Genomic DNA, 23,130 nt, shown 5'->3' with positions numbered 1-23,130 from the left:
AGCCGGCCGAACGCCACATCAGCCCGACCAACCACACCCGACACAACAGACCGGAACCTGGTCGGCCCCCTCCGTCGTTCCGTACCGTACGGGGCGACGGAGGAGGCACCATGACCGGGCTGCGCCTGGGACCACTGCTGCGCTATGTCGACGGGGAATCCGCCGGCACGGCCACGATCTGGGTCGAGACGGACCGGCCGTGCACGGCCGAGGTCCGCTGCGAGGGCGGCGCGTACGGCTCGTCGCGTACGTTCCTGATCGCCGGGCACCACTACGCCCTGATCCCGGTGACCGGGCTGACCCCCGGCACCGCGGTCGCGTACGAGGTGCTGCTGGACGAGGTCCGCGTCTGGCCGCCCGAGGACTCGCCGTTCCCGCCGAGCGTGATCCGCTCCCCGGCGGCACACTCCTTCTCCGAGGGAACCCGAACCCCCGCACCCGAACTCACCGCCCCCGAACTCACCGCGCCCGAACCCCCCACCCCCGCACTCCGCGTCTCCTTCGGCTCCTGCCGCTGGGCCTCCGCGCCGGTCGGCGAGCCCGACCCGGTCGGTCCCGACGCCCTGCACACCCTCGCCGCGACCCTCGCGGCCGACCCCGAAGCCGTACGCCCGGACGTCCTGCTCCTGCTCGGCGACCAGGTGTACGCCGACGAGACGTCGAAGGCCACCCGCCGCCAACTGGCCGACCGCCGCGATCTGTCCGAGCCGCCGGGCGCGGAGGTCACCGACTACGAGGAGTACACCCTCCTCTACGACGAGTCGTGGAGCGACCCCCAGGTCCGCTGGCTGCTCTCCACCGTCCCGAGCTGCATGATCTTCGACGACCACGACGTGATCGACGACTGGAACACCAGCGCGTCCTGGGTGGCCGAGATGCGTACGGAGCCGTGGTGGCGCGAGCGCATCCTGAGCGGCCTGATGTCGTACTGGGTGTATCAGCACCTCGGCAATCTCTCCCCCGCCGAGCTGGCGACGGACAAGCTGTACGCCGCCGTACGGGCCGAGCCGGACGGCACCGACCGGCTGCGGGAGTTCGCCGCCGAGGCCGACGCCGATCCGGCCGGTGTGCGCTGGAGCTACCGCCGCGACTTCGGCCGTACGAGACTGCTGATGGTCGACTCGCGGGCGGCCCGGGTCCTGGCGGAGGGGCGCCGGGAAATGCTGGACGCGGAGGAGGCGCGGTGGGTGCGTGACCAGGCGCTGACCGATCCGGGCGCCCGCGACCACCTGCTGATCGGCACCTCCCTGCCCTGGCTGCTGCCGCCGCTGGTGCATGACGCGGAGAGCTGGAACGCCGCGCTGGCCGGGGGCGTGCGCGGGCCGCGCTGGGCCCGCTTCGGCGAGAAGCTGCGCCGGGCGGCGGACTTGGAGCACTGGGCGGCGTTCCCGACGTCGTTCGAGAAGCTGGCGGGGCTGATCGCCGAGGTGGGCGACGGGCCCGAGGCGCCGGCGACGGTCTGTGTGCTGTCGGGCGATGTGCACCACGCGTACGTCGCCGAGCCCGTCTGGCGCACGGGACAGCCCCGGTCACGGGTCGTCCAGCTCACCTGCTCCCCCGTGCACAACTCCATCCCGCTGTCGATCCGCCTCGGTTTCCGGTTCGGCTGGAGCGGGGTGGGCCGGCGCGTGGGCCGCGCCTTTGCCCGGCACGGCCGGGTGGACGCGCCGTCGGTGACCTGGGGGAAGACCGGCGGGCCCTGGTTCGGCAACCAGTTGATGACCCTGACGTTGCGCGGACGCGCGGCGCGGCTGAGTCTGGCGCAGGTGCGGACGCGCGACGGCGGGCCGGGGGCGGGCGCGCGGCTCGTGACCGTCGATGAAAGGGATGTGGCCCCGGAGTGACGCCGAGGCCAGCAACTCACCCCAATTAATGCCATTTCCCCCTCTCACCCTCATTGCCTGGTTCCTCCGTACCGGTCAATGGTCCATCCCTGCCCTCCCGAACGGGATCTCCGTCGCAGTCGCGACAGGGCCATGCGAAACCGCAGGTCAGACGTTACGGTCGGAATTCGCTGCGGAGAACGGACGCGGGGCCGAGAAACACCCGTCCGCCGGATGTTGAACTTGCAAGCATTCTTGAGGGCCGCCTAACGTGAAGGCACTCGTCGGTTACGTCCCGAACCGAAGGAGACTCACCCCCCATGTCCGTACGTCTCAACCACGCGCAGCCGTACGCCGCCGGACTCTTCCGCATGGTGATCGGACTGCTTTTCGCCTGCCACGGCGCCGCGACACTCTTCGGCGTCCTCGGCAAGGACACCGTCCAGGCCGGCACCTGGCCCGGCTGGTACGCCGCCGTCATCCAGCTCGTAGGAGGCAGCCTGGTCCTCCTCGGCCTGGGAACGAGGATCGCCGCGTTCGTGGCCTCGGGTTCCATGGCATACGCGTACTTCAACGTCCACCAGCCCGACGGGCTGTTCCCCCTGGAGAACGGCGGTGAAGCCTCGGCGATCTTCTGCTGGGCCTTCCTGCTGATCGTCTTCAACGGCCCCGGCGCGCTCTCGCTGGACCGGCTCATCGGCGCGCGCGGCACACGCGAGCCGGAGCGCCGGGAGCAGCCGACGGTGGTGACCGCCTGACCGACAGTCAGCCAGTCGGCAGTCGGCAGACAGGCGGGCAGGCGGGCAGGCGGGCGAGTGGGCGACCTGGTCGATTTGTCGACCGGACAGACTCGGCCAACTCAACCGGCCCCGGCCTGCCCGGCCGGCCGGCCCGCCGAGCGGCACACGGCGCCCGGACCCCGTTTCGACGGGGTCCGGGCGCCCGCGCGTACGGAAGACGTCGGCCGCGCGCTCACATTCGGCCATTCCACGATCTCGGCCATTGAGCAAACAGGAGGTGGACAACACCCGACCCGTGGGAAGGTGGTCCACCACACAGGCGTACGCTGTATGGCTGGCAGCCACCCCCAATCGCCTTGCGCGAGGGGGCCGGTGGTCGGGGGGATACGAGGCCGGGGGATTTCGGCCTCGTCACGGAAACGGGGAATGAGAAAGTGCTGGAGAGTCTGGGCGCGCTGACCGGCAGCCCATGGATCTACGCCGTGGTGGCGCTCTCCGTGCTTCTGGACGTGTTCCTGCCGATACTGCCCAGCGGTGTACTGGTGATCACCACCGCCACGGCGGCGGCAGCGGGGACCTCGGCGGTCGCGGACGCGGCCGACAAGGTGTCGCACGTGGCCCATGTGCCGCAGGAAGTGCCCTCGTTGCTCGTGCTGATGGTGTGCGCGGCCGTCGCCTCCGTGCTCGGCGACTTCGTCGCGTACCGCCTCGCCTGGCGCGGCGGGGACAAGCTGGCCCGCGCGATCGCGCGCTCACGCCGGCTGACCACCGCACAGGAACGTCTCGGCGCGTCGCTCACCGGCGGCGGCATCCTCGTCGTGATCGCGCGCTTCGTACCGGCGGGCCGCTCGGTCGTCTCACTGAGCGCCGGCGCCGCGCACCGCAAGGTGAAGGAATTCCTGCCCTGGTCGGCGCTGGCGGCCGTGGCGTGGACGGGCTACAGCGTGGGCCTGGGCTACTTCGGCGGCCAGTGGCTGGGCGCGAGCTGGTTCGGCGCGGCGGTGTCCGTGCTGGCGCTGTTCGCGGCGGGGACGGTCGCCGCGTACGTCGTACGCCGCCCGGCGCGGATACGCGGCGCGGCGCCGGAAAAAGCGCCGACACCGGAGAACGCACCAACGCCGACGGCCGCACCCACGCTGGTCGCCTGAGACGCCCTGGCGATCCGGTCTCCAGGCGCGACGCCTCGGCACCCCTCGGCACCCCTGAGCACGCACGCGTCAGGTGCGGGCCGCCGCGCCCCGTACCTCGAGGCCGTCGAGCAGCCGCATCGTGGAGGCGGCGATCTCGTCGACGGCCTGGTCGAACACCTCGCGATTGTGGGCGGCGGGCGCGCGGAAGCCGGACACCTTGCGTACGTACTGGAGGGCGGCGGCCCTGATCTCATCCTCGGTGGCCTCTTCGGGGATGACGGGCGGACGGAGAGTCTTGATACTGCGGCACATACCTCCAGTGTGACCGATGATTGCCCATGGTGGGTTCAGAATCAGAACTGATAACTTCTGCGGCATGACGACTGTCGACCTCAGCACGATGTCCGGCCTGGAACTGCTGCGCTGGGCGGCCAAGCAGCCCACCGACCCGCCCTCCATCGGACGGCTCCTCGGCATGACCTTCGACGAGCTGGACGAGGGGCGGGTCGTGCTGTCGCTCAGCACCAAGCCCGACTTCGCCAACCCGCTGGGTGTGGTGCACGGCGGCATCGCGGCGACGCTGCTGGACTCCGCGCTGGGCTGCGCGGTGCACACGACACTGCCGGCGGGTGTCGGTTTCACCACGCTGGAGCTGAAGGTGAACTACATCCGCACCGTCACCGTGGACGCGGAACGGCTCACGGCGGTGGGCACGACGATCCATGTGGGCCGGCGTACGGCGACGGCGGAGGGCCGGGTCACGGACGAACGCGGCAAGCTGATCGCCCACGCCACGACGACCTGCATAATCCTGCCGCCCGAAGGACGCCCGGCTCCCTAGGAGTTGACCGGGCGCGCCCGCGAAGTCGCCCGGGACGCCCGGGAGTCGGCGTCGTGGTCGGCGTCGTGGTCGAGGTCGGGGGCCACGTCGGCATCGAGGTCGGGGGCAGCCCTCAGCCTCGGCCGTACGTCCCGTGGGTCGATCGTCTCGCCACAGTCCGGGCAGGCCAGTTCGGGCGTCATCGTGTGCCCGCACGTCGCGTGACGCAGGCGTACGGGCGGACCGTCGTCGCCCGTCATCCACCGGTCGCCCCAGGCGAGGAGCGAGACGATCACGGGGTACAGACCAACGCCCTTCTCCGTCAGCCGGTACTCGTAGCGCTCGGGCCGCTCCTGATACCGCACCCGCCGCAGCACCCCGTGCTCCACGAGCGTGGCCAGCCGCTCGGTGAGCAGGGGCCGTGACGCGCCCGTGTTCGCCCGGAAGTCCTCGAACCGCCGTACACCGAGGAACGCGTCGCGCAGCACGAGCAGCGTCCAGCGGTCCCCCACCACCGACAGCGCTCGCGCGACCGAGCAGTCGACCTCACCGATCTCGTTCCACCGCATGCGCCCGAGTGTAGGAGCCCGGCACCACGGCGGTCCGGCCGCGCGACCTGCCGGGACCCGGCAACCACCGCCGGCCCGACATGCCCGGCCCCGGGCCTGACGGGAGGGGCCCGGGACCGGCCATGCTCGCGCCATGGTCCATCTTCAATACACCGTGACCGTCGAATCGGTTCCACGCCGCTGGTTCGAGCAGGCGGTCGTCACGCTGTACGACCTGGTGGCGGAGACCCGCGCCGACGGCGGGCGGCTGTTCCTCGCGGACGGCCGGCAGGTGCCGGACATCCGCCTGGCGCAGGGGGGTCATCTGCGCGCGGGCGCGGTGTACGAGGTGGACGGCAACGCCCGTATCCACGTGAAGGAGTGGGACCGGCGTGCGGCGGTGCGCGTCGCGCAGAGCGTGACCGACGGCGCGGTGACGGCGGAGATCGAGGCGGAGCTGCGCGATGTCGAGCGCCCGCGAGCGGCCGAACTGCGCGGCTCGGTGCGTCCGAGCAGGACGGACGGGACGGACGGGACCCGCGACCGCTGGGCCGCACTGATGCGGGCCACCGGCACGTCGCACCTCCGCCTGGACGACTGGTGGGACGCGGCGGCGAAGGCGTGGCCGAGCCCGGAATCCGGGAAGAAACCCCCCGTACGGCAGCCGCCCTCGCCCGCGCCGTCCACGCCGACGTCCACGTCCGCGCCGCTCGAAGCGCGACTCGACCACCTCCTGGGCCGGGCGACCGTACGCGCGACGCCCGGCCAACTCCCGGACGGCCGCTGGGCGATCCGGGTCTCACTGACCGCGCGGGGCCGCTCCCTGCTGCGCCCGCTGACGGCCGTGGCCCTGCGCGTCGTCTCCCGCGCCCTGAACCGCAACTTCGCCCGCTCGCTGGACACGATGGCCGCCCGCTGGAACGGCGTGGTCCCCGATCTGGTGTCCCAGGACATGCCCCACCTGCGCGCACGCATACTCACGACGGCGCTGGAGGCACCGCAGGACGAGCGTTAGGGACGCACGGCGACGGACCAGCCCGGGTTGTACGTGTCGGGCACCGGGCGGCGCGGCCAGTCCCGGGCCCAGCGCGGCGGCTCCGCGCGGCGCAGGATCACGGCGGTGGTGTCCGCCGGATCGTCCATCCCGGCCGACGCGCAGCCCGCCGTGTACGCGACGGGGATCGCCGAGCTGTTCCCCTTGATCAGGCACGGCGGCCGTACGCCCTCCTCGCGCAGTACGGCGGTGATCCGCTGCCAGTCGCCCCGCGCCCGTTCCTGGACGCCCACGTGCGTCCGTACCTGCGTGATCTGTACGGCGCCATGCCCCAGCAGTACGAGAGCGAGCGCGACCGCGAGCGGACGCGACCCGCGCGCCCGCCGGGCCACGGCGAGCAGCCCGACGGCGGCGGGCAGCACCAGCAGCGCGTAACCGGGCAGAAGGAAACGGGGCGCCGCGTACGGGACGAGGAAGAGGTACGGCAGCGAGGCGGACGCCGCGACGGCCACCGCGAGCCACATCGGCGCTCGCGCGCGCCCCGCGCGACGCAGGCTCCACAGCCCGAGCACGACCAACAGCGGGAGCAGCAGCCACCATTCGACGACCCCGGAGGCGACGGTGTCGTCCGTGCACGGCCGGCAGAGCAACGGGCCGTCCAGGGCGGTGAGATGGGCCTTCAGTGACAGGACGGGCCGCATACCGCCCTGGGTGTCGCTCGCCTCGGAGAGCCGCCGTGCCACTCCCCCGAACCGCAGCCACGCCTCCACGACCCACGGCAGCGCCCCCGCCCCGACGCCCGCCACGACGGCCACGAGCCGCCCCCGGCCGCGCCAGGCGGGCACCAGCAGGGCGGCGACGAGCAGCGGAAGGGCCACGGCCGCACCGTCGTTGGGCCGCATCAGCGTGACGACGGCCAGCCCGGCGACGATCCCGGCGTACGCGCCACGACCGGGGTCCCGGCGCAGAAAACAGCCGGTGGCGGCGGCAGCGCCCATCGCCGTGTAGTGGTTGGGCATGGCGGAGTTGGCGTAGAACAGGGCGAACCACAGGCTCCCGTACAGCCCCGCGGCCACCCACACGCCCGCCGGCCGCCGCAGCACCCCCAGCCACGGCCGGAAGCCCAGATAGAGCGCGCCACCGGCGAGGACCGCCATCCAGAGCCGCAGAAGCACGATCGAATCGCTCCACGACGCGACGGGCACGAGCAGCAACGGCACCCCGCGCGTACGCGGCGCGCTGAACGGCACGGCGGGCCCGTAGGGACCGAACCTGCTGGCATAGACGATCTCGTCCCACCCGAGCGGCAACCCGTACGGCACGAGCACCCCGGCGACGACCACAAACCCCAGACACACCCCACCAAGCCCCCACCGCCCCCCGCCCGCCCGTCGACCACCATCCCCTGCGGCGGGTGGAACGGCAACGCCGACGGGCGGCATGAGGTCTGTCTGCACGCGTGGTACTCCCCCGTATTGCGCGACGACGCATCGCGCCGCCCCTGTCCCGCCGCGTCCCGGGGCCGGTGGTCAACCACCCCCTGCGGATCACTCCACACAACACGGCACTTCAGCCCAACTCAATCCAATTCCCCGCCATCCTGCCAGCCGCCCGACGGGGAGGCCGAACGACGGGCATCACGGAGATGTGGACTCTTGGCGGACCCGGTCATGGAAAACGGCCCCCCGTCCGTGACTGGACGGGAGACCGGAACAGGTCTCGCCTGCGGTTACCTCTGGTGGGCGCGGACGGTTTCGAACCGCCGACATTTGCTTTGTAAGAGCAACGCTCTACCCCTGAGCTACGCACCCGTGGATGAGGCAACAGGGTACATGGCACACGCCCCGCGCTCATAAACGACCTTCGCGGGCCGGGGTGCCCGGTACGGCCCCGCGCGGGGTGGCGACCGGGGGTTACCCCCACCACGGAGACGGTGGCCGACCGGATCGTTCGGGGCGTCCGGGATTCGTACGGTGGAGGCACGCCAGCAGGACCATCTTGGGGGACCGATCACCGTGGACGCACGCCGCACGCACCTTGCCCGCCACACCCGTCGCAGCCATCGCAGCCGTCGCGCTCGCGCGCTCGTCGCCGCCGGGGGCGCTGTGGTCGCCGTGGTGGCCGTCAGCGGGTGCGGGGGCGCCGACGCCGACGACGCGCCGGTGGAGAAGCGGTCGTTCGCGTTCAGCGGGGAGACGCTGACCATCGCGTCGGGGAACTCCTCGATCGAGTTGGTGCCGGCCGATGTGAAGGACATCGAGGTGACGCGGCAGGTCGACGGCTGGGCCCTGTTCGGCTCAGGGCCCGATCCCGTGTGGAAGATGGACGACGGCACCCTGACCCTCAAGGTGAAGTGCAAGGCGGTGGTGAACAATTGCGAGTCGCGGCACCGGGTGAAGATCCCGCACGGGATGGCGGTGAAGGTGCTGAACGACAACGGCAGGGTGAGCGCCGACGGCTTCGAGACCGCGCTGAACCTCCGCTCCGACAACGGCTCCGTCGACGTACGCAACTCCAGCGGCGCGCTCGATCTGTTCAGCGACAACGGCAAGGTGACGACCGAGGGTGTCTCGTCCAAGTCGGTGCACGCCCGGTCGGACAACGGAGCGGTGCGGCTGAAGCTCACCTCCGTACCCGACAAGGTGGACACGTTCAGCGACAACGGGTCCGTCACGATCGACCTGCCGAAATCCGACACCCGCTACGCGGTGAGCGCCAAGAGCAACAACGGGAGCGTCGATGTGGACGTGCCCACGAGCGACGACAGCGCCCATGTGGTGAAGGCCCGTAGCGACAACGGCAAAGTCACAGTCCGAAGCGCGAACTAACCGACCCGTGTGTTCGTCCCTTCCTGGTGGGAGAATGAACAGGGCAGGGCGTAATCGGCACGGGAGAGGGATGTGACGGCGACACACGCGCAGCCGCACGCACGAGCGAGGGCGGGTGGCGTCCGTGATGTCCTCATCCTGATGCTGCTGCCGGTGCCTTTGGTCGTCGCGACCCTGCCGGGAGCCTTCGCCGGCGGGGGTACGCGACGTTGGTTCGGCGGGCGCGGGGAGAGCCAGCGGGCCGACGCGCAGGCCGCTAAGGATGCGGCCGCCGCCGCTTTCTACGAGCTGGACACCGCCCAGCGGGACCTGCGGATCTCGATAGAGACGATCACCGCGGTGGACAGCTCGCCTGGCGCGCGGCGGGCCGTGGACGAGTTCGCCGCGCTGGGACAGCGGATCGACGAGGCCAGCAGCGGCTACATCAACGCGGTGGACGCCCACGATCTCGACAGGGACGATCTGGAACCGTCCACCGCCTCCACGGCCCGTACGGAGCTGACCAGGGCCAAGGATGAGCTGGTCCGGGTCAAGGGCGAGCTCGACCGCTTCGAGCGCGGGCTCGGTCCCCTGCTGGACAAGGCGGAGACGCAGCTCGCGCGGCTGGCACCCGCCGTAGAGCGGGCGCGGCAGACGCTGCTCGCGGCGAGCAACGCCCTGGACGCGGTGCGCGGCTCCGGGCTGCGGGCCGACGACCTCGCGGCGCGGCTCGCCACGCTCGGCCCGGAGCTGACCAAGCTCAACCAGGGCGCGGGCCGGCACGGCGTGGCCGAGACCCTTCAGCGCGCCGACCGGGTGCTGCGGGACGCGGAGGCCGTACGGGCCGAGGCCGAGCGGCTGCCCGAGCGCGCGGCGGAGATCGACCGGCGACTGGTGTCGCTGCGTACGCGCGCACAGGCCCTGACGACGCGCGCCGGGTCCGTGGAGCCCGTCCTGAGCGAGCTGCGGCGCCGCTTCAGCGCCGCGTGCTGGCAGGACCTCCAGCCCGTGCCCGATCAGGCGGCGACCGCGGTGCACCAGGCGGAGGAGAAGCTGAAGGAGGCCGCCAAGGCACGCGAGGAACAGCGCTGGCCGGACGCGACAGCCCTGCTGAGCACGGTGCGGGCGCTGCTGAACTCCACCGACGAGGCCGTCTCGGCCGCCGGTGACCGTCTGCAACGGCTCAATGCCGTCTCGAAGGACCCCCAGCAGGAGATCGACCGGACGCGGTTCGCCGTGCGGGACGCCCAGCGGCTGGCGATGGCGGGCCGCAACACGCCCGACCCCCGGCACGCGCGCCCGCTGGACGACGCCGTGGCCCGGCTGGACCGGGCCGTGGCCGCGCTGGAGGGCCGCCATCCCGACTGGTGGCATTTCCTGACGGAGACGGAAGCGGTGCGCAACACGGCGTCCCGCGTGGTCGGGGAGATCCGCGACGAGCGCGGCGCGGGCGCCTGACCGGCCCGCCCAGCCCCTCCCAGCCCCTCCCACGGCGTCCGATTTGTCCCGTGGCCGTGCCGGACGGATCCTTGATGTACGGACGCAGCACGCAGGTACGCACCGGCCGAAGGGGGCCGCTCATGTCCGGTTCAGGGACCCGTTCCCACCCCGCAAGGCAACGCCGGCGGGGGGTCAGGCTCGACGAACATCTACCCGTCGACCACCGCCTGATCCGGGTGTATCGCATCGGTGCCGGACTGATCGGCCTGGTGCTGCTCGTGTTCGGCATCCTGGGGCTGATCGACCAGATCGGTGTCTTCGGCACCGGCAGCCACACCACAGCCGGCCTGAACACCAACGGCGCGCTGAGCGTCCTGTCCATCTGCGTCGGCGCGCTGCTGCTCGTCGGCATGCTGATCGGCAAGAACTTCGCCTCGACACTGAACATGGTCCTCGGCGTGCTTTTCATCCTCAGCGGCTTCGTGAATCTCGCGCTGATCGCCACGTCGTTCAACCCCCTCGCCTTCCGCATCCAGAACGTGCTGTTCAGCTTTGTGGTGGGCCTGTTGCTCATGTTCTTCGGCATGTACGGGAGAGTCAGCGGCGGCCTGCCGCACGACAATCCGTACTGGCGCGCCCGCCACCCGGCCCAGGTGGAGGACGAACGGCGCAGCCGGGCCGCCGCCGGGCAGCGTGCGGTCCACGCCCACCGTGCCGTCACCTCCCACCGGCAGGGCGCTCACCGGGCGGCCGGATAGCCTGGCCCCATGCCTCGCTACGAGTACCGCTGCCGCCCCTGCGACACCACCTTCGAACTCAGCCGTCCCATGGCGGAGTCGTCGGCATCGGCCGCCTGCCCCGTCGGCCACCAGGACACCGTGAAACTGCTGTCCACCGTCGCCGTGGGCGGCTCGGCGAAGGGCTCACCGGCCCCCGCCCCCTCGGCCGGCGGCGGCGGAGGCGGCTGCTGCGGTGGGGGCTGCTGCTCGTAGACGAGTAGCACGAGCGGGCGGGCCCGCGGTGATCGGCAGACCTAGGTGTTCAGATAGCGCAGCACGGCGAGAACCCGGCGGCTGTATCCGCCCGTTCCGCTGATCTCCAGCGGCAAGTACTACTCCCCGCTCGCGCTCGGTGAGCCGCGACAGCGGATCCGTACGGTTGGAGCGGGCCGGCAACTGCCGTACGGCCTCCGGGTCGAAAGCCGCCTGGCCGGCCGCCACCGCACATTGCGGAAAACCTCAGCGATCCGTGCGGTCCGCCTCAATGTGCATGCCTGAGCAGGCAACTAGCGTGAAGTCATGATCGGAAGCAGTCCACAGCAATGGGTCAACACGTTGATGGACACGCTCGGAGCGCCGGGCGCGGGCATAGCCATTGCCCTGGAGAATCTGTTTCCTCCCCTGCCCAGCGAGGTGATTCTGCCGCTCGCGGGGTTCGCGGTCAGCACGGGCGAGATAAATCTGATCGCGGCCCTGCTGTGGACGACCGCGGGCTCGGTCGTGGGCGCGCTCGCCCTGTACGGGTTGGGGGCGTGGCTCGGCCGGGAGCGGACCGTAGCTCTCGCTTCCAAGGTGCCGCTCGTGAAGGCGAGCGACATGGAAAGGACAGAGGATTGGTTCAACCGGCACGGCATGAAGGCTGTCTTCTTCGGCCGGATGATCCCCCTCTTCCGCAGCCTGATTTCCGTGCCCGCGGGCGTCGAGAGAATGCCACTGCCCGTCTTTATCTGTCTGACCACGCTCGGCAGCGCGATTTGGAACACCGCGTTCATCATGGCCGGCTACGCGCTCGGCGAGAACTGGCGGAAGGTGAGCAGCTATGTCTCGACGTATTCGAAGCTCGTATTGGGCATTGTGCTGCTCGTACTTCTGACCTTCGTGGTCAGGCGGGTGGTCAAATCCCGGAAGCAGGGTCGTCGGCACCGACGGCGGCAAGACTGAGCCGTCGCAGGATCTCCTCCCCGGCGGCCACGCCGGTCTCGGTCAGCGTCTCCACGTGCGGGGCGCGCCAACCGGTGTCGGCCAATTCGCCGTGGCCGGGCCGCCAGCCACGGTCGGCGGCCAGCAGCAGATCGGCGTCGAGGAGCGAGTCCCCGGCGGCGAGGGTCAGTTCGGCGCCGGTCCGCCGGGCGACCTCACTCATGGCGGCGCTCTTGGTCAGCGGCCGGGGTACGGCGTAGATCTTCCGGCCTTGGAGGGAGACCGTCCAGCCGCGGCCGTCGGCCCACTCGGAGAGTTCCTTCACCCAGCCCTCGGGCAGCAGTGTGCGGTCGACCACGAGATACGCGAAAAGGTCCTCGGCGATCCGCTCCTTGAGCAGCCAGGCAGGGTCGGCCGCGGCGAGCAGATGTTCCCTGACTTCCTTCAGAGGGGCGCAGTTCGCGGCGAGACGTTCCCTCACCTGGGTGTGCCACGTGCGGTCGGACTCGCCGTCGACAAGGAGATGGCCACCGTTGGCGCAGATCGCGAACCGAGCGGCGGGGCCCGGCAGATGGATACGGAAGTACTGCTCGCGGGTGCGGGTCGTGGTGGGTACGAAGACCGTGGAGCCGGCGAGGTCTTCGAGCAGCCCGGCGGCGGTCTCGGTCATGTACGACAGCGGCCGGCGCTCGTAGACCTCGACACAGAGCAGTCGCGGGGCCCGCGCGTCCGGCATGGCGAGCTGGAGCGCGGCGGCCGAATAGATGAGAGTGCGGTCGAGGTCGCTGGCGACCAGGGCCGCCGAGGGGGTGGGCGCGTTCACGAGGCGGCCACCGCCGTGCCGTCGGCACCCGTGGCGCCTCGGGTGTAGCGGGGATGGATCAACCCGACGCAGGTGTAGGGAAGTCCGTCGACTTCCTCCACCGGCACACCGCGTTGCTCGGCCAGCAGCCGGACATGGTCGAGGTCGGTTCCCGCGCCGCGTTTGGCGAGGATCTTCCAGGGGACGCGGCGCAGCAGGACGCGGGTGGTCTCGCCGACACCGGGTTTGACGAGGTTCACGTCGTGGATGCCGTACTCCTCGCTGATCCGCTCGACGGCGGCCCAGCCTTCCCAGGTGGGTGCGCGGTCGGTGGAGAGGAGTTCCTTGACCTCACTGTCCACCGCATCCCTGACGTCGCCGAATCGGGCGGCGACGGTGTCCAGGAAGTAGCCGGACACATCGGCGTCGGTGAGTTCGCGGTAGTGCTTCGCCCCGTGGAAGTCGTCGGGGCCGACGAGGTCGGCACGCAGGACGGTGCGCGAGATGAGTCCGGAGACAGTGGAGTTGAGGCAGGCGGAAGGGATGAGGAAGTCCTCTCGGGTGCCGTAGGTCCGTACGCAGCCGCCGGGGTCGGCGAGTACCGCGATCTCGGGGTGGAAGCCGTCGAACTCGCTCAGTGCGTCCGCCAGTTCGCGGGTGATGGCGCCCTTGCCGGTCCAGCCGTCGACGAAGACGATGTCGGCGGGGTCGTGGTGGGCCGCGAGCCAGCGGATGGCGTTGGTGTCGATGCCACGGCCGCGCACGATGGAGATGGCGTAGTGCGGCAGATCCAGGCCGTGCCGGTGTTGGGCCCAGCGGCGCATCAGGACGCCCACCGGTGTGCCGGCTCGGGCGAGTGAGACCAGGACGGGCAGTGCCTGCGTGGCTTCACGCGAGGTGGGGTCGTCGTAGCGCTGCGGGTGCTCGGCCAGGACGGTCTCGGTGACGGTGCCGACCGCACGGGCGATACGGGCGGCGGAGATGCCGAGGGCGGACCGGAAGAGTTCCTGGTACTGGGCGCTCGGCTGGTACTCGACGGGCAGTGACTCCGCGTAGTGGGCGCCGCCGCTCTGGATCGCCTCTTCGCGTTCTTCCGTCGGGGCTTCCAGTTCCACGTCGGACAGGTCCTGGAGGAGCCAGCCGACGTCGTCGGCGGCGTACGAGGAGAAGGCGGGGCCACGGAGGGGGGCGGGCAGCATGGAGGGTTCCTGCCGGTCGGGGACGTACGAGGAAGCGGGGAGGTAGGAGGGGACGACGGCGAGCACGACACGAGGGACATGAGCGGCGAGCTGTGCGAGCAGGCCGCCGGGGGCGTGCAGCTCCGGGGAGTCCGCCAGGGAGTCGACGACCGTGACGACGGCGTCGAAGCCGCCGCCTGCGACGTTGTAGGCGTACCGGTCCCCGGTGCCGTCGCCTGCCGGGAAGGCCGCGGTGTCGTGGGCCGGGAAGACGAGACGGCTGCGTATCGCATAGCCGGGGTCGTCCACGGCAAGGACGGGCGAGCGGGTCGTGGTCGAGTAGCGGACCTCGATGCCGGTGACGGACCGCTCCAGCTCCAGGGCGAGGCGCAGGGGCGCGTACATCAGCTCCTCGAAGCCGAGGACGAGGACGCGTCGGGCATCGCCGAGTTCCTTGGCGAGCGTGGCGGCCATGCCGGGCACGGCGGACTCCAGGCGCGCGCGGTGGGCCGGTGTGAAGCCGTGACGCCCGCCGTCGGGCAGCCCTGCGGGCCAGCCGAGCGACACACGCGCGATGTCGCCGTCCGCCGTATCGGGGCGGGAGGTGGGTGCGGGGGTGGTGGGGAGGGGTGGGGGTTGGGGGGAGGGGGCCCCCACCCCAGCCCCGATGCCGCTCTCGTACCGCGCCACCAGTGCCTGGCCCCGGGCCAGGACGCCTTCCGGGAGGGTGACCGTGCCCGAGGACATCGCCACCAGGTCGACGCGGGCGCCGATGTCCTGGGCGAATTCCGCCAGCCGGCCCTGGTCGGCGGCCGAGCGCATGTCGACCAGCGCGACGATCACGTACCACCGGCGCGGGTAGCGGGCGTGCAGGGCGCGGATGGTGTTGAGGACCGTGTTCCCCGTGGAGAACTCGTCGTCCACAAGAACCAGCGGGCCCTCGCCCGCCAGCAGCGCGGGGTCCTCGGGCAGCAGCAGATGCGAGGTGGCGTGCGAGTGGGATTCCTCGAAACCACCGGCGGCGGCGACACCGGGCACCGGCCGGCGGGTGGAGTGCAGGTACGGGGCGCCTGCCACGCCGTCGGCCACCGAGTGGCCGAGGCCGGTCGCGGTCTCCGCGTAGCCGAGGATCACGGTCTGCTCGACGGTGTCGCCGAGCAGGTCCCGTACGCGTTCGCCGAGGGCGACGCCGGCGCCGTGGACGACGGAGGGCCGCTGTGGGACGTGCTTGCCGAGGACGTTCGAGACGAGGAGGTGGGCGCGCTTGGGGTTGCGGCGCAGGGCCAGGCCCAGCAGTTCGCGCAGTTCGTCCCCGCCGACGAGCTCTATGCCCAGCCGTTCGGCGACCCATGACCCCGACCACACCACGCTGACGCTCTCCTCTGACCTCTCGGATTCATTCCCGGTCCCGGTCCCGGTCCCGGTCCCGGTCCCGGTCCCAGGCCCGCTGTCTGCCACCTCCGCGCTCACTCCACCAGCCCGGCGGCCAGCAGCTCCACGAAGCCGATGTCCTCCTTGGCGACGCCGAAGACCTCGGCGCGCTGCATGGTGCGTTCGGCCCAGGCGCGGTGGGGCTTCACCTCGTTCATCTTGTTCGTGTACGAGGAGCGCAGCACCCCTCCCCCGCCCCGTTCCGGCCGCAGGATGTCCCGGGCGTCGCTGAACTCCTCGTGGCTGACGACCGACAGCGCGTGCACGGGCATGACGTGCGAGGGGTGGATGCAGGTCTTGCCCATGAGCCCGTTGGTCTGGTCGAGCTGGATCTCGCGCAGCAGCCCGTCGAGGTCGTGCTCGATGAGCGCGGTGCGCAGTTCCTCGGCCCGTCCTTCGAGGAAGGGGCTGCGGCGCAGTTGTGGTTTGAACATGCGCTCATGGAGTCGGAAGTACTCCCACACGGGGCCGGTGATCGTGAAGCCGGTGCCGTCGGCGCGGCCGAGGACGTTCACCACGTCGGCGATGACGGCGGCCACGATGCGTACATCGTACGCGGTCATGTCGGGCGAGCGGCGGAGCCCGTACGCGGAGCAGAAGTCGGTGACGCCGAGCCGCAGGGCCAGTACCCGCTCCCGGTACTTGTCGACGGTGCGGGCGATGCCGGTGAGGGTGTCGGCCCGGGTCTCCAGGTGGAGCAGTTCGGGGGATTCGAGTACGGGCATGGCGAAGAGGCGCTGCCCGCTCTCATGTTCGGCTGAAATCAGCGCTTCGAGGAAGGGGACTCCGCGCTCCTCGGTGAACTTCGGCAGTACGAATCCGGACAGGACCTGGGAGGCGGGGCCGAGTCTGCGTACGAGGTCGGGTATCTGTCCCGGTTCACGGACGCGGACGAACAGCAGCGGCAGCTCGAGTCCGCGCCGTCCGAGGTCGGCGAACTGCCGGACCAGGTTCTCCTCGGCCCATTCGACCTCGGAGTCGTCGATGGAGTCCTCAAGGCACAGCACCATCGAGACGACGCCCCGACCGGCCAGTTTGACCACGTCGTCCGCCAGCCGAGGTCTGGTGGCGGGGCTGTAGAGGGTGGCCCCGAGGGCCGCCGACAGCATGCGGGCCGGGGAGGCGGCGGTGAATTCGCTGGGCTCCTGGTGGAACAACCCTCGCCGGGCAGTGGGCGGTATGTGCCCGAAGTGACGCATTTACATCCCCCGTACTGCCACGGTGGTCGCGTTGACATGTGGCCGGTAATAGTACGTATGGACGGGAGTCAACAGTTCCACACGTGCATGAATTTCAGGTAACTCGTCCACTTCTCGCCCCTGTCTCACCGGTGTCTCCCTTCTATCCACCATGCCCCCACGTTGTCCGCGCGGCCTGCGGGAAGGCAGGATGACGGGCATGACGCACGCGATGGTGAAGGGCTCGAACGTTCCTCTCGATGCCATGGCCGTAAGGGCCGTGCTGCGCTGGACGCCGGGGGCGGGGGTGCCCGACGTGGACGCGTCGGCGCTGCTGCTGGGGCCCGAGGGACGTGTGCGCTCCGACGAGGACTTCGTCTTCTACAACCAGCCGCGTCATCCGTCGGGCCTGGTCAGGCGGCTGCCGAAGAAACAGGTGCCGGAAGGGCTCACCGACACCGTCGAGGCGGATCTGGCCGCGCTCGACCCGAGCGTCGATCAGGTGGTCCTCGCCGCGTCCTCGGACGGGGCGAGTTTCCAGTACGTGCACGACCTGCGGATCCTGCTGTACGACGCCGGCCAGGCCGACGGCGAACCGCTGGCCGTCTTCGATGTGCGCCCGGAGACGGGCGAGGAGACCGCCATCATCTGCGGTGAGCTTTACCGGCGTGGGAACCACTGGAAGTTCCGCGCCGTGGGCCAGGGGTATCCGACCGGTCTGATCGGGCTGGCGACGGCCTTCGGCATCTCGGTCGACGAGACGGACGGAGCGCAGGGACCGCGGGGACCTCAGGCAGCCAACGGGGCGCAGGGCGCGGAGGGGGCGACCGCCCAGATTCCCGGCGGGTCGGCACCGGTGCACGGCGCGCCCCAGGCGCCGCCCGAGCCGCAGCCGCGTTTCCCGGTCCAGCCGCAGGGGCAGCCGGGCTACGGGTATCCCCAGCCCGCGGCCGCCCAGCCGGCCTACGGCTATCCGCAGCCGGCGTCGGCGCGGCCCGCTTACGGCTATCCGCACGCGCCCGAGCCGGGGCCGGGCCCGCAGCCGCCACTGGCACCGCCGGTGCCGCAGGGGGCTCCGGCCTACGGCTACCCGCAGCCGGCCGCCGCGGCGGCTCCCGCACCGGACCCAAATTTCCGGCTGCCGCCGATGGGTCCGCAGTTCGTACGGCCGTAGTCCGTACGCCCCCAGTCCGTACGCCCCCAGTCCGTACGCCCAGAGTCACTACGGCCGTAGCCATTGCGGCGCCGCAGTCGCTACGGCGCCGCAGCCCTCACGTCTTCGTCTTGTATCCCCGGCCCCACTGGAGGCCCCACCCGTACAACCGGTCCAGCTCCGCCTGGAAGCCGTACACGAACTTCACCTCGCGTCGCACCACCAGGTCGCCCTTGACCGTCTCCATCGAGAACACCGCGCAGGACCGGGCCTGCGGGGCCCTTTCGTCCAGCTCGATCTCGACGCGCGGGCCGTTGCTCGGGTACAGCGTGACGTTGGCGTGTGTCCGGTCGAAGGCCGGGGTGCGGTCGTAGATGTAGACGAAGACAAGCAGCCGTTTGATCTCTTCCCGGTGGTCGAGGTTGATGAATATCGTCTCGCCGGAGGGCGCGCCGAAGCGGTCGTCGCCGCTCAGCTTCACATAGGGCGGCTCGTTGAGGCTGCCGAAGAATCCGCCCAGTGGCTGCACAACACCCTTGGTGCCGTCGGCCAGTTCGTACATGCACCCGATGTCGAGGTCGACGTTGACCACGCCCAGCGTGTGCGCCTGCACCACATCGGGCTTGAAGAGTTTGAAGGGGTGCCGCAGCAGTCCGCCGCCCTGCCTCGACCGGCCCTCGATGTCCGAAGTACGCATCCGCCAGGACAGGTTGACCCGTAGGTTTCCGGTGGCGGCCCCCTGCTTGGTGAGTGAGACCGTCGGATTGCGCTTGGTCAGTTCGATCGAGTTCGTCGAGGCGCTGCCCGAGTCGAATTGTGATGCCTTGCCTCGCCATAGGTTGTCCCAGAAGGCCATCCCCGCCCCACCCCCATCATTTCCCACGTGTCGGACGCCCAACGGGACGCCGTACAGGCCCTGCAGAACGTGAACAGCGGGGCGGCCGGAAGGCTTCCGCCTCAGGCCGCCCCGCTCAGAGCGTTCCCGCTATCCCCGCCTGGTCACACCCCGGAGGGGGTCTCAGACGTGGACTGTTGTCTTGTCTGGCGAATCTTCGCCACCTCCGGCCGCAATTCGCCTGTTGCGCATCACGGATGACCAGAAGGAGGCACCGATCAGGACGATACCCACGAGGCCGGTGATGAGCTCGTGGATCTCGTGCTCGATGGTGATGAGCAGGATCACGGCGAGCGCGCCGATCGCGTAGTGCGCGCCGTGCTCCAGGTAGACGTAGTCGTCGAGGGTGCCCTGGCGGACGAGGTAGACGGTGAGCGACCTGACGTACATCGCGCCGATACCGAGGCCCAGCGCCATCCAGAAGATGTGGTTCGTGATGGCGAAGGCGCCGATGACTCCGTCGAACGAGAAGGAGGCGTCCAGGACTTCGAGGTAGAGGAAGAGGAAGAACGCGGCCTTGCCGGCGAGGCCGACGGCCGAGACCTGCTTGCCTTCGGCCTTGGCCTTCTCCTCCTCCTCGTGTTCGCGCTCCTCTTCCTCTTCGAGTTTGTTCTCGAAGAAGCTGGAGAGCCCGTTGACGATGAGGTAGGTGACCAGACCGGCGACGCCGGAGAGCAGTACGGTGGCGGACTTGTCCTCGTACCCGGTGCTGGTGTGCGCGTTGGTGGCGAACGTCATGGCCGTGACGAGCAGGACGATCAGCGCGACGCAGACCGACAGCATGTCGACCTTGCCGAGCTTGGACAGCGGGCGCTCCAGCCAGCCGAGCCATTTGATGTCACGCTCGTCGAAGATGAAGTCCAGGAAGATCATCAACAGGAACATGCCACCGAACGCGGCGATGGCCGGGTGCGCGTCGGTGACGAGCGCCTCGTACTGTTCGGGCTTGTCCAGCGCCAACTGGACGGCCTCGATGGGACCGACCTTGGCACTGATCGCGACGATGGCGACGGGGAACACCAGCCGCATTCCGAACACGGCGATCAGGATGCCGATGGTGAGGAAGATCTTCTGCCAGAAGGCGTTCATCTTCTTCAAGATCCCGGCATTGACAACGGCGTTGTCGAACGACAGGGAGATCTCAAGGATCGACAGGATCAGTACGACCCCGAACGCCTCCCACCCCCACTGCCAGGCCGCGAAGGCAAGGCCGCCCGCCGTGATGGCGAACGACCAGCCGAAGGTTTTCAGGATCACTGGCTACCCCATCTGGTGTTTAACGGGTTATCCCCCGCGCAGAGCACTGCTTTACGAAACGTTGACCCCGAAGTCTAGAGCGATCCCGCGAAGCCCCGACGCGTACCCCTGCCCCACAGCCCTGAACTTCCACTCGCCGCCGTAACGGTAGAGCTCACCGAAGATCATCGCGGTCTCCGTCGAGGCGTCCTCGGTGAGGTCGTACCGGGCCAACTCCTGGCCGTCCGCCTGATTGACGACGCGGATGAACGCGTTGCTCACCTGGCCGAAGGTCTGGCCTCGGGCGTCGGCGTCGTGGATCGACACCGGGAAGATGATCTTGTCGACATTCGCGGGGACGGCGGGGAGGTTGACGAGCAGGGACTCGTCGTCGCCGTCGCCCTCACCGGTCAGGTTGTCGCCCGTGTGCTCGACGGAGCCGTCGGGGCTGGTGAGGTTGTTGTAAAAGATGAACCACTCGTCGCCGAGGACGCGCCCTGACTGGCAGAGCAACGCGCTGGCGTCGAGGTCGAACGGCGCTCCGGTGGTGGAGCGCGCGTCCCAGCCGAGACCGATCAACACCTGGGTGAGGTTCGGTGCGGCCTTGGAGAGGGAGACATTGCCCCCCTTGGCGAGTGTGACGCCCATGATGGTGAGTCCTCCCCGAGGTGACGTGATGCCGGGCACGGCGCGCCTGACGCCGTGCTCGTCGTGCGTGTACGTGTACCTGGTGCTCGTCCCGCGCGTAACGCGTACGTCGTGCGTGTACGGGGGCGCAACCCCGCACGGTGAGGCGCGTCCGGCGCCGCACTGGGATGTGCGGCGCCGGACGGACGGATCAACGGCTCAGACGTTGACGCCGAAGTCCTGCGCGATGCCACGCAGGCCAGAGGCATACCCCTGTCCGATGGCGCGGAACTTCCACTCGGCGCCATTTCGGTAAAGCTCTCCGAAGACCATGGCGGTCTCGGTCGACGCGTCCTCCGTCAGGTCGTACCGCGCCAGCTCGTTGTTGTCCGCCTGGTTGACGACGCGGATGAACGCGTTGCGCACCTGGCCGAAGGACTGCTGGCGGCTCTCGGCCTCGTAGATCGAGACCGGGAACACGATCTTGTTGACGTCCGCGGGGACGGCGGCGAGGTTGACCTTGATCGCCTCGTCGTCGCCCTCGCCCTCACCGGTGGTGTTGTCGCCGGTGTGCTCGACGGAGCCGTCGGGGCTCTTGAGGTTGTTGAAGAAGACGAAGTTTCCGTCGCTGGTGACCTTGCCCTCGGCGTTCGTCAGCAGGGCGCTGGCGTCGAGGTCGAAGTCGTTACCGGTGGTCGTGCGGACGTCCCAGCCCAGACCCACGGTGACCGCGGTCAGGTTGGGCGCGGCCTTGGTCAGCGAGACGTTTCCGCCCTTGCTGAGGCTGACTCCCACGAGTCCTCCCTTGATGAGTTTCACAGGGGCGGGCGGCCTCGGCCCGGCCGCCTCGGCAGCCGTCGCCGCGTCGCACGCGCCCCCTGGTGCAATTGGCATCGGATCAACGAGTAAATCCTAGTGACCGGTTCCCGCCCCTTGTGCGGTTTACGGGGTGCGACCCCGCTCCCACAAGGCTTTTCGCCGGGGACCGTGACCGTGAGTGGCGAGTTGTCGTCACAGAGCGGCGAGCGCCTTGACGTACTCGTCGACATCGCGTGCGTCGGACAGCCCGTTGACGACCGACCAGCGCACGATGCCCTTCCTGTCGATGACGAAGGTGCCGCGCAGCGCGCAGCCCTTCTCCTCGTCGAAGATCCCGTACGCCCGTGAGGTCGCGCCGTGCGGCCAGAAGTCCGACAGCAGCGGGTACTCAAGGCCCTCCTGCTCGGCGAAGATCCGCAGGGTGTGGATGGAGTCCGTGGAGACGGCGAGCAACTGGGTGTCGTCGTTGACGAAGGCCGGCAGCGCGTCGCGCAGTGCGTGCAGCTCGCCGGTGCACACGCCGGTGAAGGCGAACGGGTAGAAGACCAGCACCACGTTCCTGCCGTCACCCTCAGAGCCACCGCCACCGCTGCCGCGCAGCTCCGACAGCCGTACGGTCCGCCCGTGGTTGTCCTTCAGCGTGAAGTCGGGCGCCTGGCTGCCCACCGCGACCCCCGTGCCCGCACCCGTCCGCGCCATCCGTCACGCCCCTCGTCTCCGGTCTCTCCGGTCCCGGCCCACCGCCTCCGCCACCCTACGCAAGGGCCCCCGGCGGCTGATGCCGACGGGGGCCGTCAGTGCGTGCGAGGCTTGCGAGGCAGGTCTGCCAGGCCGCCGCTTCGGCTTTCGCGCTCGGATGCGGCGCCTGTCCTCAGCGCTTGGACTTCGCCGCCTTGGGCGTGACCAGCCGGCTGCCGGTCCAGTCCTTGCCGGCGTTGATGCTCTTGGTCTGCGCCAGGCCCGCGGTCTGGGCGGCCTCGTTGATGTCGCTGGGCTCGACGTAGTTGGCACGGCCGGTCTTCGGCGTCAGCAGCCAGACCGCCCCGCCTTCGTCGATCAGACCGATCGCGTCCACCAGCGCGTCCGTCAGGTCGCCGTCGTCGTCGCGGAACCACAGCACGACGGCGTCGGCCACGTCCTCGTAGTCCTCGTCGACGAGCTCCTGGCCGATGACGGCCTCGATGGACTCACGGAGCTCCTGCTCGACGTCGTCGTCGTAGCCGATCTCCTGGACCACCTGTCCGGGTTCGAACCCAAGCCTTGCGGCGATGTTGGTTCGTTCCTCCGCGTGGTCCGCGGTCGCGCTCACGGATTGCCTCCTGATCATGTTTCGGAAAATGCTTCAGCCACGCGCGTACGCGGGGCGCTGGCCGTAGTCCACACGGGCCGGGCGGATCGCGCAAGTACCCGACGGCCGAGACCGCCGAAACGGGTACGTTCCGGGCTGCTTCATCGCATCTCCTGACACCCCGATAACACCGGGCGTGATGCCTGCCAGGAGTTTGCGCCCTGTTTGTCATCCTACGCGGCTTCGATACGCCATTCAGGTCCGAACGACCGAACGAAACGCATAGTCGCCTTGGGCGTAAG

23 protein-coding genes, 1 tRNA gene and 1 pseudogene are annotated in these 23,130 nt (G+C 70.0%); 11 read left to right on the top strand and 14 right to left on the bottom strand.

Features of this window, described 5'->3' with window-relative positions:
• The first annotated feature begins 110 nt into the window (after positions 1-110).
• From OG329_RS31100 to OG329_RS31090, 3 genes are all read left to right on the top strand, one after another.
• Positions 111-1,844: an alkaline phosphatase D family protein gene (locus OG329_RS31100; protein ID WP_405799705.1), complete on the top strand. Its 1,734-nt coding sequence runs from the start codon at positions 111-113 to the stop codon at positions 1,842-1,844.
• A gap of 299 nt (positions 1,845-2,143) precedes the next feature.
• Positions 2,144-2,581, top strand: a complete 438-nt coding sequence (locus OG329_RS31095; RefSeq protein ID WP_405799704.1) for a DoxX family protein — start codon at positions 2,144-2,146, stop codon at positions 2,579-2,581.
• A gap of 416 nt (positions 2,582-2,997) precedes the next feature.
• Positions 2,998-3,711 carry a DedA family protein gene (locus OG329_RS31090; RefSeq protein WP_405799703.1) on the top strand — a complete coding sequence of 238 codons (714 nt, stop codon included), beginning with the start codon at positions 2,998-3,000 and terminating at the stop codon, positions 3,709-3,711.
• A gap of 69 nt (positions 3,712-3,780) precedes the next feature.
• Here OG329_RS31090 and OG329_RS31085 read toward each other — a convergent pair whose 3' ends face one another.
• Positions 3,781-4,005, bottom strand: coding sequence for a DUF2277 domain-containing protein (locus OG329_RS31085; RefSeq protein WP_405799702.1), 225 nt, complete (start codon positions 4,003-4,005; stop codon positions 3,781-3,783).
• A 64-nt stretch (positions 4,006-4,069) separates the two neighbouring features.
• Between OG329_RS31085 and OG329_RS31080 the strand changes: the two genes are divergently transcribed.
• Positions 4,070-4,534: a PaaI family thioesterase gene (locus OG329_RS31080; protein WP_405799701.1), complete on the top strand. Its 465-nt coding sequence runs from the start codon at positions 4,070-4,072 to the stop codon at positions 4,532-4,534.
• On the opposite strand, the gene OG329_RS31075 is transcribed toward OG329_RS31080, so the two are convergent.
• On the bottom strand, positions 4,531-5,082 hold the full coding sequence (locus tag OG329_RS31075) for a winged helix-turn-helix transcriptional regulator (protein ID WP_405799700.1): 552 nt from the start codon (positions 5,080-5,082) through the stop codon (positions 4,531-4,533). The genes OG329_RS31080 and OG329_RS31075 overlap by 4 nt on opposite strands.
• 133 nt (positions 5,083-5,215) lie before the next feature.
• Here OG329_RS31075 and OG329_RS31070 point away from each other — a divergent pair, with 133 nt between their 5' ends.
• Positions 5,216-6,076, top strand: coding sequence for a hypothetical protein (locus tag OG329_RS31070; RefSeq protein ID WP_405799699.1), 861 nt, complete (start codon positions 5,216-5,218; stop codon positions 6,074-6,076).
• Here OG329_RS31070 and OG329_RS31065 read toward each other — a convergent pair.
• Both OG329_RS31065 and OG329_RS31060 read right to left on the bottom strand, forming a co-directional pair.
• Complete coding sequence (locus OG329_RS31065; protein ID WP_405799698.1) at positions 6,073-7,398, bottom strand: hypothetical protein; 1,326 nt, start codon at positions 7,396-7,398, stop codon at positions 6,073-6,075. The genes OG329_RS31070 and OG329_RS31065 overlap by 4 nt on opposite strands.
• A 393-nt stretch (positions 7,399-7,791) precedes the next feature.
• Positions 7,792-7,866: transfer RNA gene (locus OG329_RS31060), tRNA-Val, on the bottom strand.
• Positions 7,867-8,160: 294 nt separating this feature from the next.
• Here OG329_RS31060 and OG329_RS31055 point away from each other — a divergent pair.
• The 4 genes from OG329_RS31055 to OG329_RS31040 all read left to right on the top strand — a co-directional run bounded on the left by OG329_RS31055 (position 8,161) and on the right by OG329_RS31040 (position 11,294).
• Positions 8,161-8,883, top strand: a complete 723-nt coding sequence (locus OG329_RS31055; RefSeq protein WP_405802111.1) for a DUF4097 family beta strand repeat-containing protein — start codon at positions 8,161-8,163, stop codon at positions 8,881-8,883.
• Between the two features lie 72 nt (positions 8,884-8,955).
• A complete protein-coding gene (locus OG329_RS31050) occupies positions 8,956-10,320 on the top strand; it encodes a hypothetical protein (protein ID WP_405799697.1) in 1,365 nt (454 codons plus the stop codon).
• Positions 10,321-10,442: 122 nt separating this feature from the next.
• On the top strand, positions 10,443-11,060 hold the full coding sequence (locus OG329_RS31045) for a DUF4383 domain-containing protein (protein ID WP_405799696.1): 618 nt from the start codon (positions 10,443-10,445) through the stop codon (positions 11,058-11,060).
• Positions 11,061-11,069: 9 nt separating this feature from the next.
• Positions 11,070-11,294, top strand: coding sequence for a zinc ribbon domain-containing protein (locus tag OG329_RS31040; protein ID WP_405799695.1), 225 nt, complete (start codon positions 11,070-11,072; stop codon positions 11,292-11,294).
• Between the two features lie 41 nt (positions 11,295-11,335).
• Here the strand turns inward: OG329_RS31040 and OG329_RS31035 are convergent.
• A pseudogene (locus OG329_RS31035) lies at positions 11,336-11,522 on the bottom strand (DNA-binding response regulator); the annotation flags it as partial.
• A gap of 78 nt (positions 11,523-11,600) precedes the next feature.
• Here OG329_RS31035 and OG329_RS31030 point away from each other — a divergent pair.
• On the top strand, positions 11,601-12,242 hold the full coding sequence (locus OG329_RS31030) for a DedA family protein (protein ID WP_405799694.1): 642 nt from the start codon (positions 11,601-11,603) through the stop codon (positions 12,240-12,242).
• Here the strand turns inward: OG329_RS31030 and OG329_RS31025 are convergent.
• From OG329_RS31025 to OG329_RS31015, 3 genes are all read right to left on the bottom strand, one after another.
• Positions 12,196-13,044, bottom strand: coding sequence for an HAD family hydrolase (locus tag OG329_RS31025; protein ID WP_405799693.1), 849 nt, complete (start codon positions 13,042-13,044; stop codon positions 12,196-12,198). The two genes, OG329_RS31030 and OG329_RS31025, sit on opposite strands and share 47 nt — an antisense overlap.
• Positions 13,041-15,569: a phosphoribosyltransferase gene (locus OG329_RS31020; RefSeq protein WP_405799692.1), complete on the bottom strand. Its 2,529-nt coding sequence runs from the start codon at positions 15,567-15,569 to the stop codon at positions 13,041-13,043. Before OG329_RS31020 ends, OG329_RS31025 begins: the two co-directional genes overlap by 4 nt.
• A 98-nt stretch (positions 15,570-15,667) precedes the next feature.
• A complete protein-coding gene (locus OG329_RS31015) occupies positions 15,668-16,831 on the bottom strand; it encodes an HpcH/HpaI aldolase/citrate lyase family protein (RefSeq protein WP_405799691.1) in 1,164 nt (387 codons plus the stop codon).
• 199 nt (positions 16,832-17,030) lie between these two features.
• Here OG329_RS31015 and OG329_RS31010 point away from each other — a divergent pair, with 199 nt between their 5' ends.
• Positions 17,031-17,984 (top strand): TerD family protein, encoded by a 954-nt coding sequence (locus OG329_RS31010; protein ID WP_405799690.1) that lies wholly within the window; start codon positions 17,031-17,033, stop codon positions 17,982-17,984.
• 97 nt (positions 17,985-18,081) lie between these two features.
• Here the strand turns inward: OG329_RS31010 and OG329_RS31005 are convergent, their stop codons facing one another.
• From OG329_RS31005 to OG329_RS30980, 6 genes are all read right to left on the bottom strand, one after another.
• Positions 18,082-18,819 (bottom strand): Tellurium resistance, encoded by a 738-nt coding sequence (locus OG329_RS31005; RefSeq protein WP_405799689.1) that lies wholly within the window; start codon positions 18,817-18,819, stop codon positions 18,082-18,084.
• A gap of 162 nt (positions 18,820-18,981) precedes the next feature.
• Positions 18,982-20,115 (bottom strand): DUF475 domain-containing protein, encoded by a 1,134-nt coding sequence (locus OG329_RS31000; RefSeq protein WP_405799688.1) that lies wholly within the window; start codon positions 20,113-20,115, stop codon positions 18,982-18,984.
• Positions 20,116-20,166: 51 nt separating this feature from the next.
• Positions 20,167-20,742 carry a TerD family protein gene (locus tag OG329_RS30995; protein ID WP_023542054.1) on the bottom strand — a complete coding sequence of 192 codons (576 nt, stop codon included), beginning with the start codon at positions 20,740-20,742 and terminating at the stop codon, positions 20,167-20,169.
• A 198-nt stretch (positions 20,743-20,940) separates the two neighbouring features.
• On the bottom strand, positions 20,941-21,516 hold the full coding sequence (locus tag OG329_RS30990; RefSeq protein ID WP_405799687.1) for a TerD family protein: 576 nt from the start codon (positions 21,514-21,516) through the stop codon (positions 20,941-20,943).
• Positions 21,517-21,732: 216 nt separating this feature from the next.
• On the bottom strand, positions 21,733-22,239 hold the full coding sequence (locus OG329_RS30985; RefSeq protein WP_405799686.1) for a peroxiredoxin: 507 nt from the start codon (positions 22,237-22,239) through the stop codon (positions 21,733-21,735).
• A 172-nt stretch (positions 22,240-22,411) separates the two neighbouring features.
• Positions 22,412-22,849, bottom strand: coding sequence for a DUF3052 domain-containing protein (locus OG329_RS30980; protein ID WP_405799685.1), 438 nt, complete (start codon positions 22,847-22,849; stop codon positions 22,412-22,414).
• Between the last annotated feature and the right edge of the window lie 281 nt (positions 22,850-23,130).

Origin of the sequence: Streptomyces sp. NBC_01506, from assembly GCF_045040295.1 — a bacterium.
In the GTDB taxonomy this organism is placed as follows: domain Bacteria; phylum Actinomycetota; class Actinomycetes; order Streptomycetales; family Streptomycetaceae; genus Streptomyces.
This window is presented reverse-complemented; position numbering and strand designations above follow the sequence as displayed.

Coding starts and splice junctions, on each gene's coding strand:
- OG329_RS31045 (WP_405799696.1), top strand. CDS start 10,443: ATGTCCGGTTCAGGGACCCGTTCCCACCCCGCAAGGCAACGCCGGCGG.
- OG329_RS31080 (WP_405799701.1), top strand. CDS start 4,070: ATGACGACTGTCGACCTCAGCACGATGTCCGGCCTGGAACTGCTGCGC.
- OG329_RS30995 (WP_023542054.1), bottom strand. CDS start 20,742: ATGGGCGTCACACTCGCCAAGGGGGGCAATGTCTCCCTCTCCAAGGCC.
- OG329_RS31100 (WP_405799705.1), top strand. CDS start 111: ATGACCGGGCTGCGCCTGGGACCACTGCTGCGCTATGTCGACGGGGAA.
- OG329_RS30985 (WP_405799686.1), bottom strand. CDS start 22,239: ATGGCGCGGACGGGTGCGGGCACGGGGGTCGCGGTGGGCAGCCAGGCG.
- OG329_RS31070 (WP_405799699.1), top strand. CDS start 5,216: ATGGTCCATCTTCAATACACCGTGACCGTCGAATCGGTTCCACGCCGC.
- OG329_RS31005 (WP_405799689.1), bottom strand. CDS start 18,819: ATGGCCTTCTGGGACAACCTATGGCGAGGCAAGGCATCACAATTCGAC.
- OG329_RS31075 (WP_405799700.1), bottom strand. CDS start 5,082: ATGCGGTGGAACGAGATCGGTGAGGTCGACTGCTCGGTCGCGCGAGCG.
- OG329_RS31010 (WP_405799690.1), top strand. CDS start 17,031: ATGACGCACGCGATGGTGAAGGGCTCGAACGTTCCTCTCGATGCCATG.
- OG329_RS31040 (WP_405799695.1), top strand. CDS start 11,070: ATGCCTCGCTACGAGTACCGCTGCCGCCCCTGCGACACCACCTTCGAA.
- OG329_RS31030 (WP_405799694.1), top strand. CDS start 11,601: ATGATCGGAAGCAGTCCACAGCAATGGGTCAACACGTTGATGGACACG.
- OG329_RS31085 (WP_405799702.1), bottom strand. CDS start 4,005: ATGTGCCGCAGTATCAAGACTCTCCGTCCGCCCGTCATCCCCGAAGAG.
- OG329_RS31015 (WP_405799691.1), bottom strand. CDS start 16,831: ATGCGTCACTTCGGGCACATACCGCCCACTGCCCGGCGAGGGTTGTTC.
- OG329_RS31095 (WP_405799704.1), top strand. CDS start 2,144: ATGTCCGTACGTCTCAACCACGCGCAGCCGTACGCCGCCGGACTCTTC.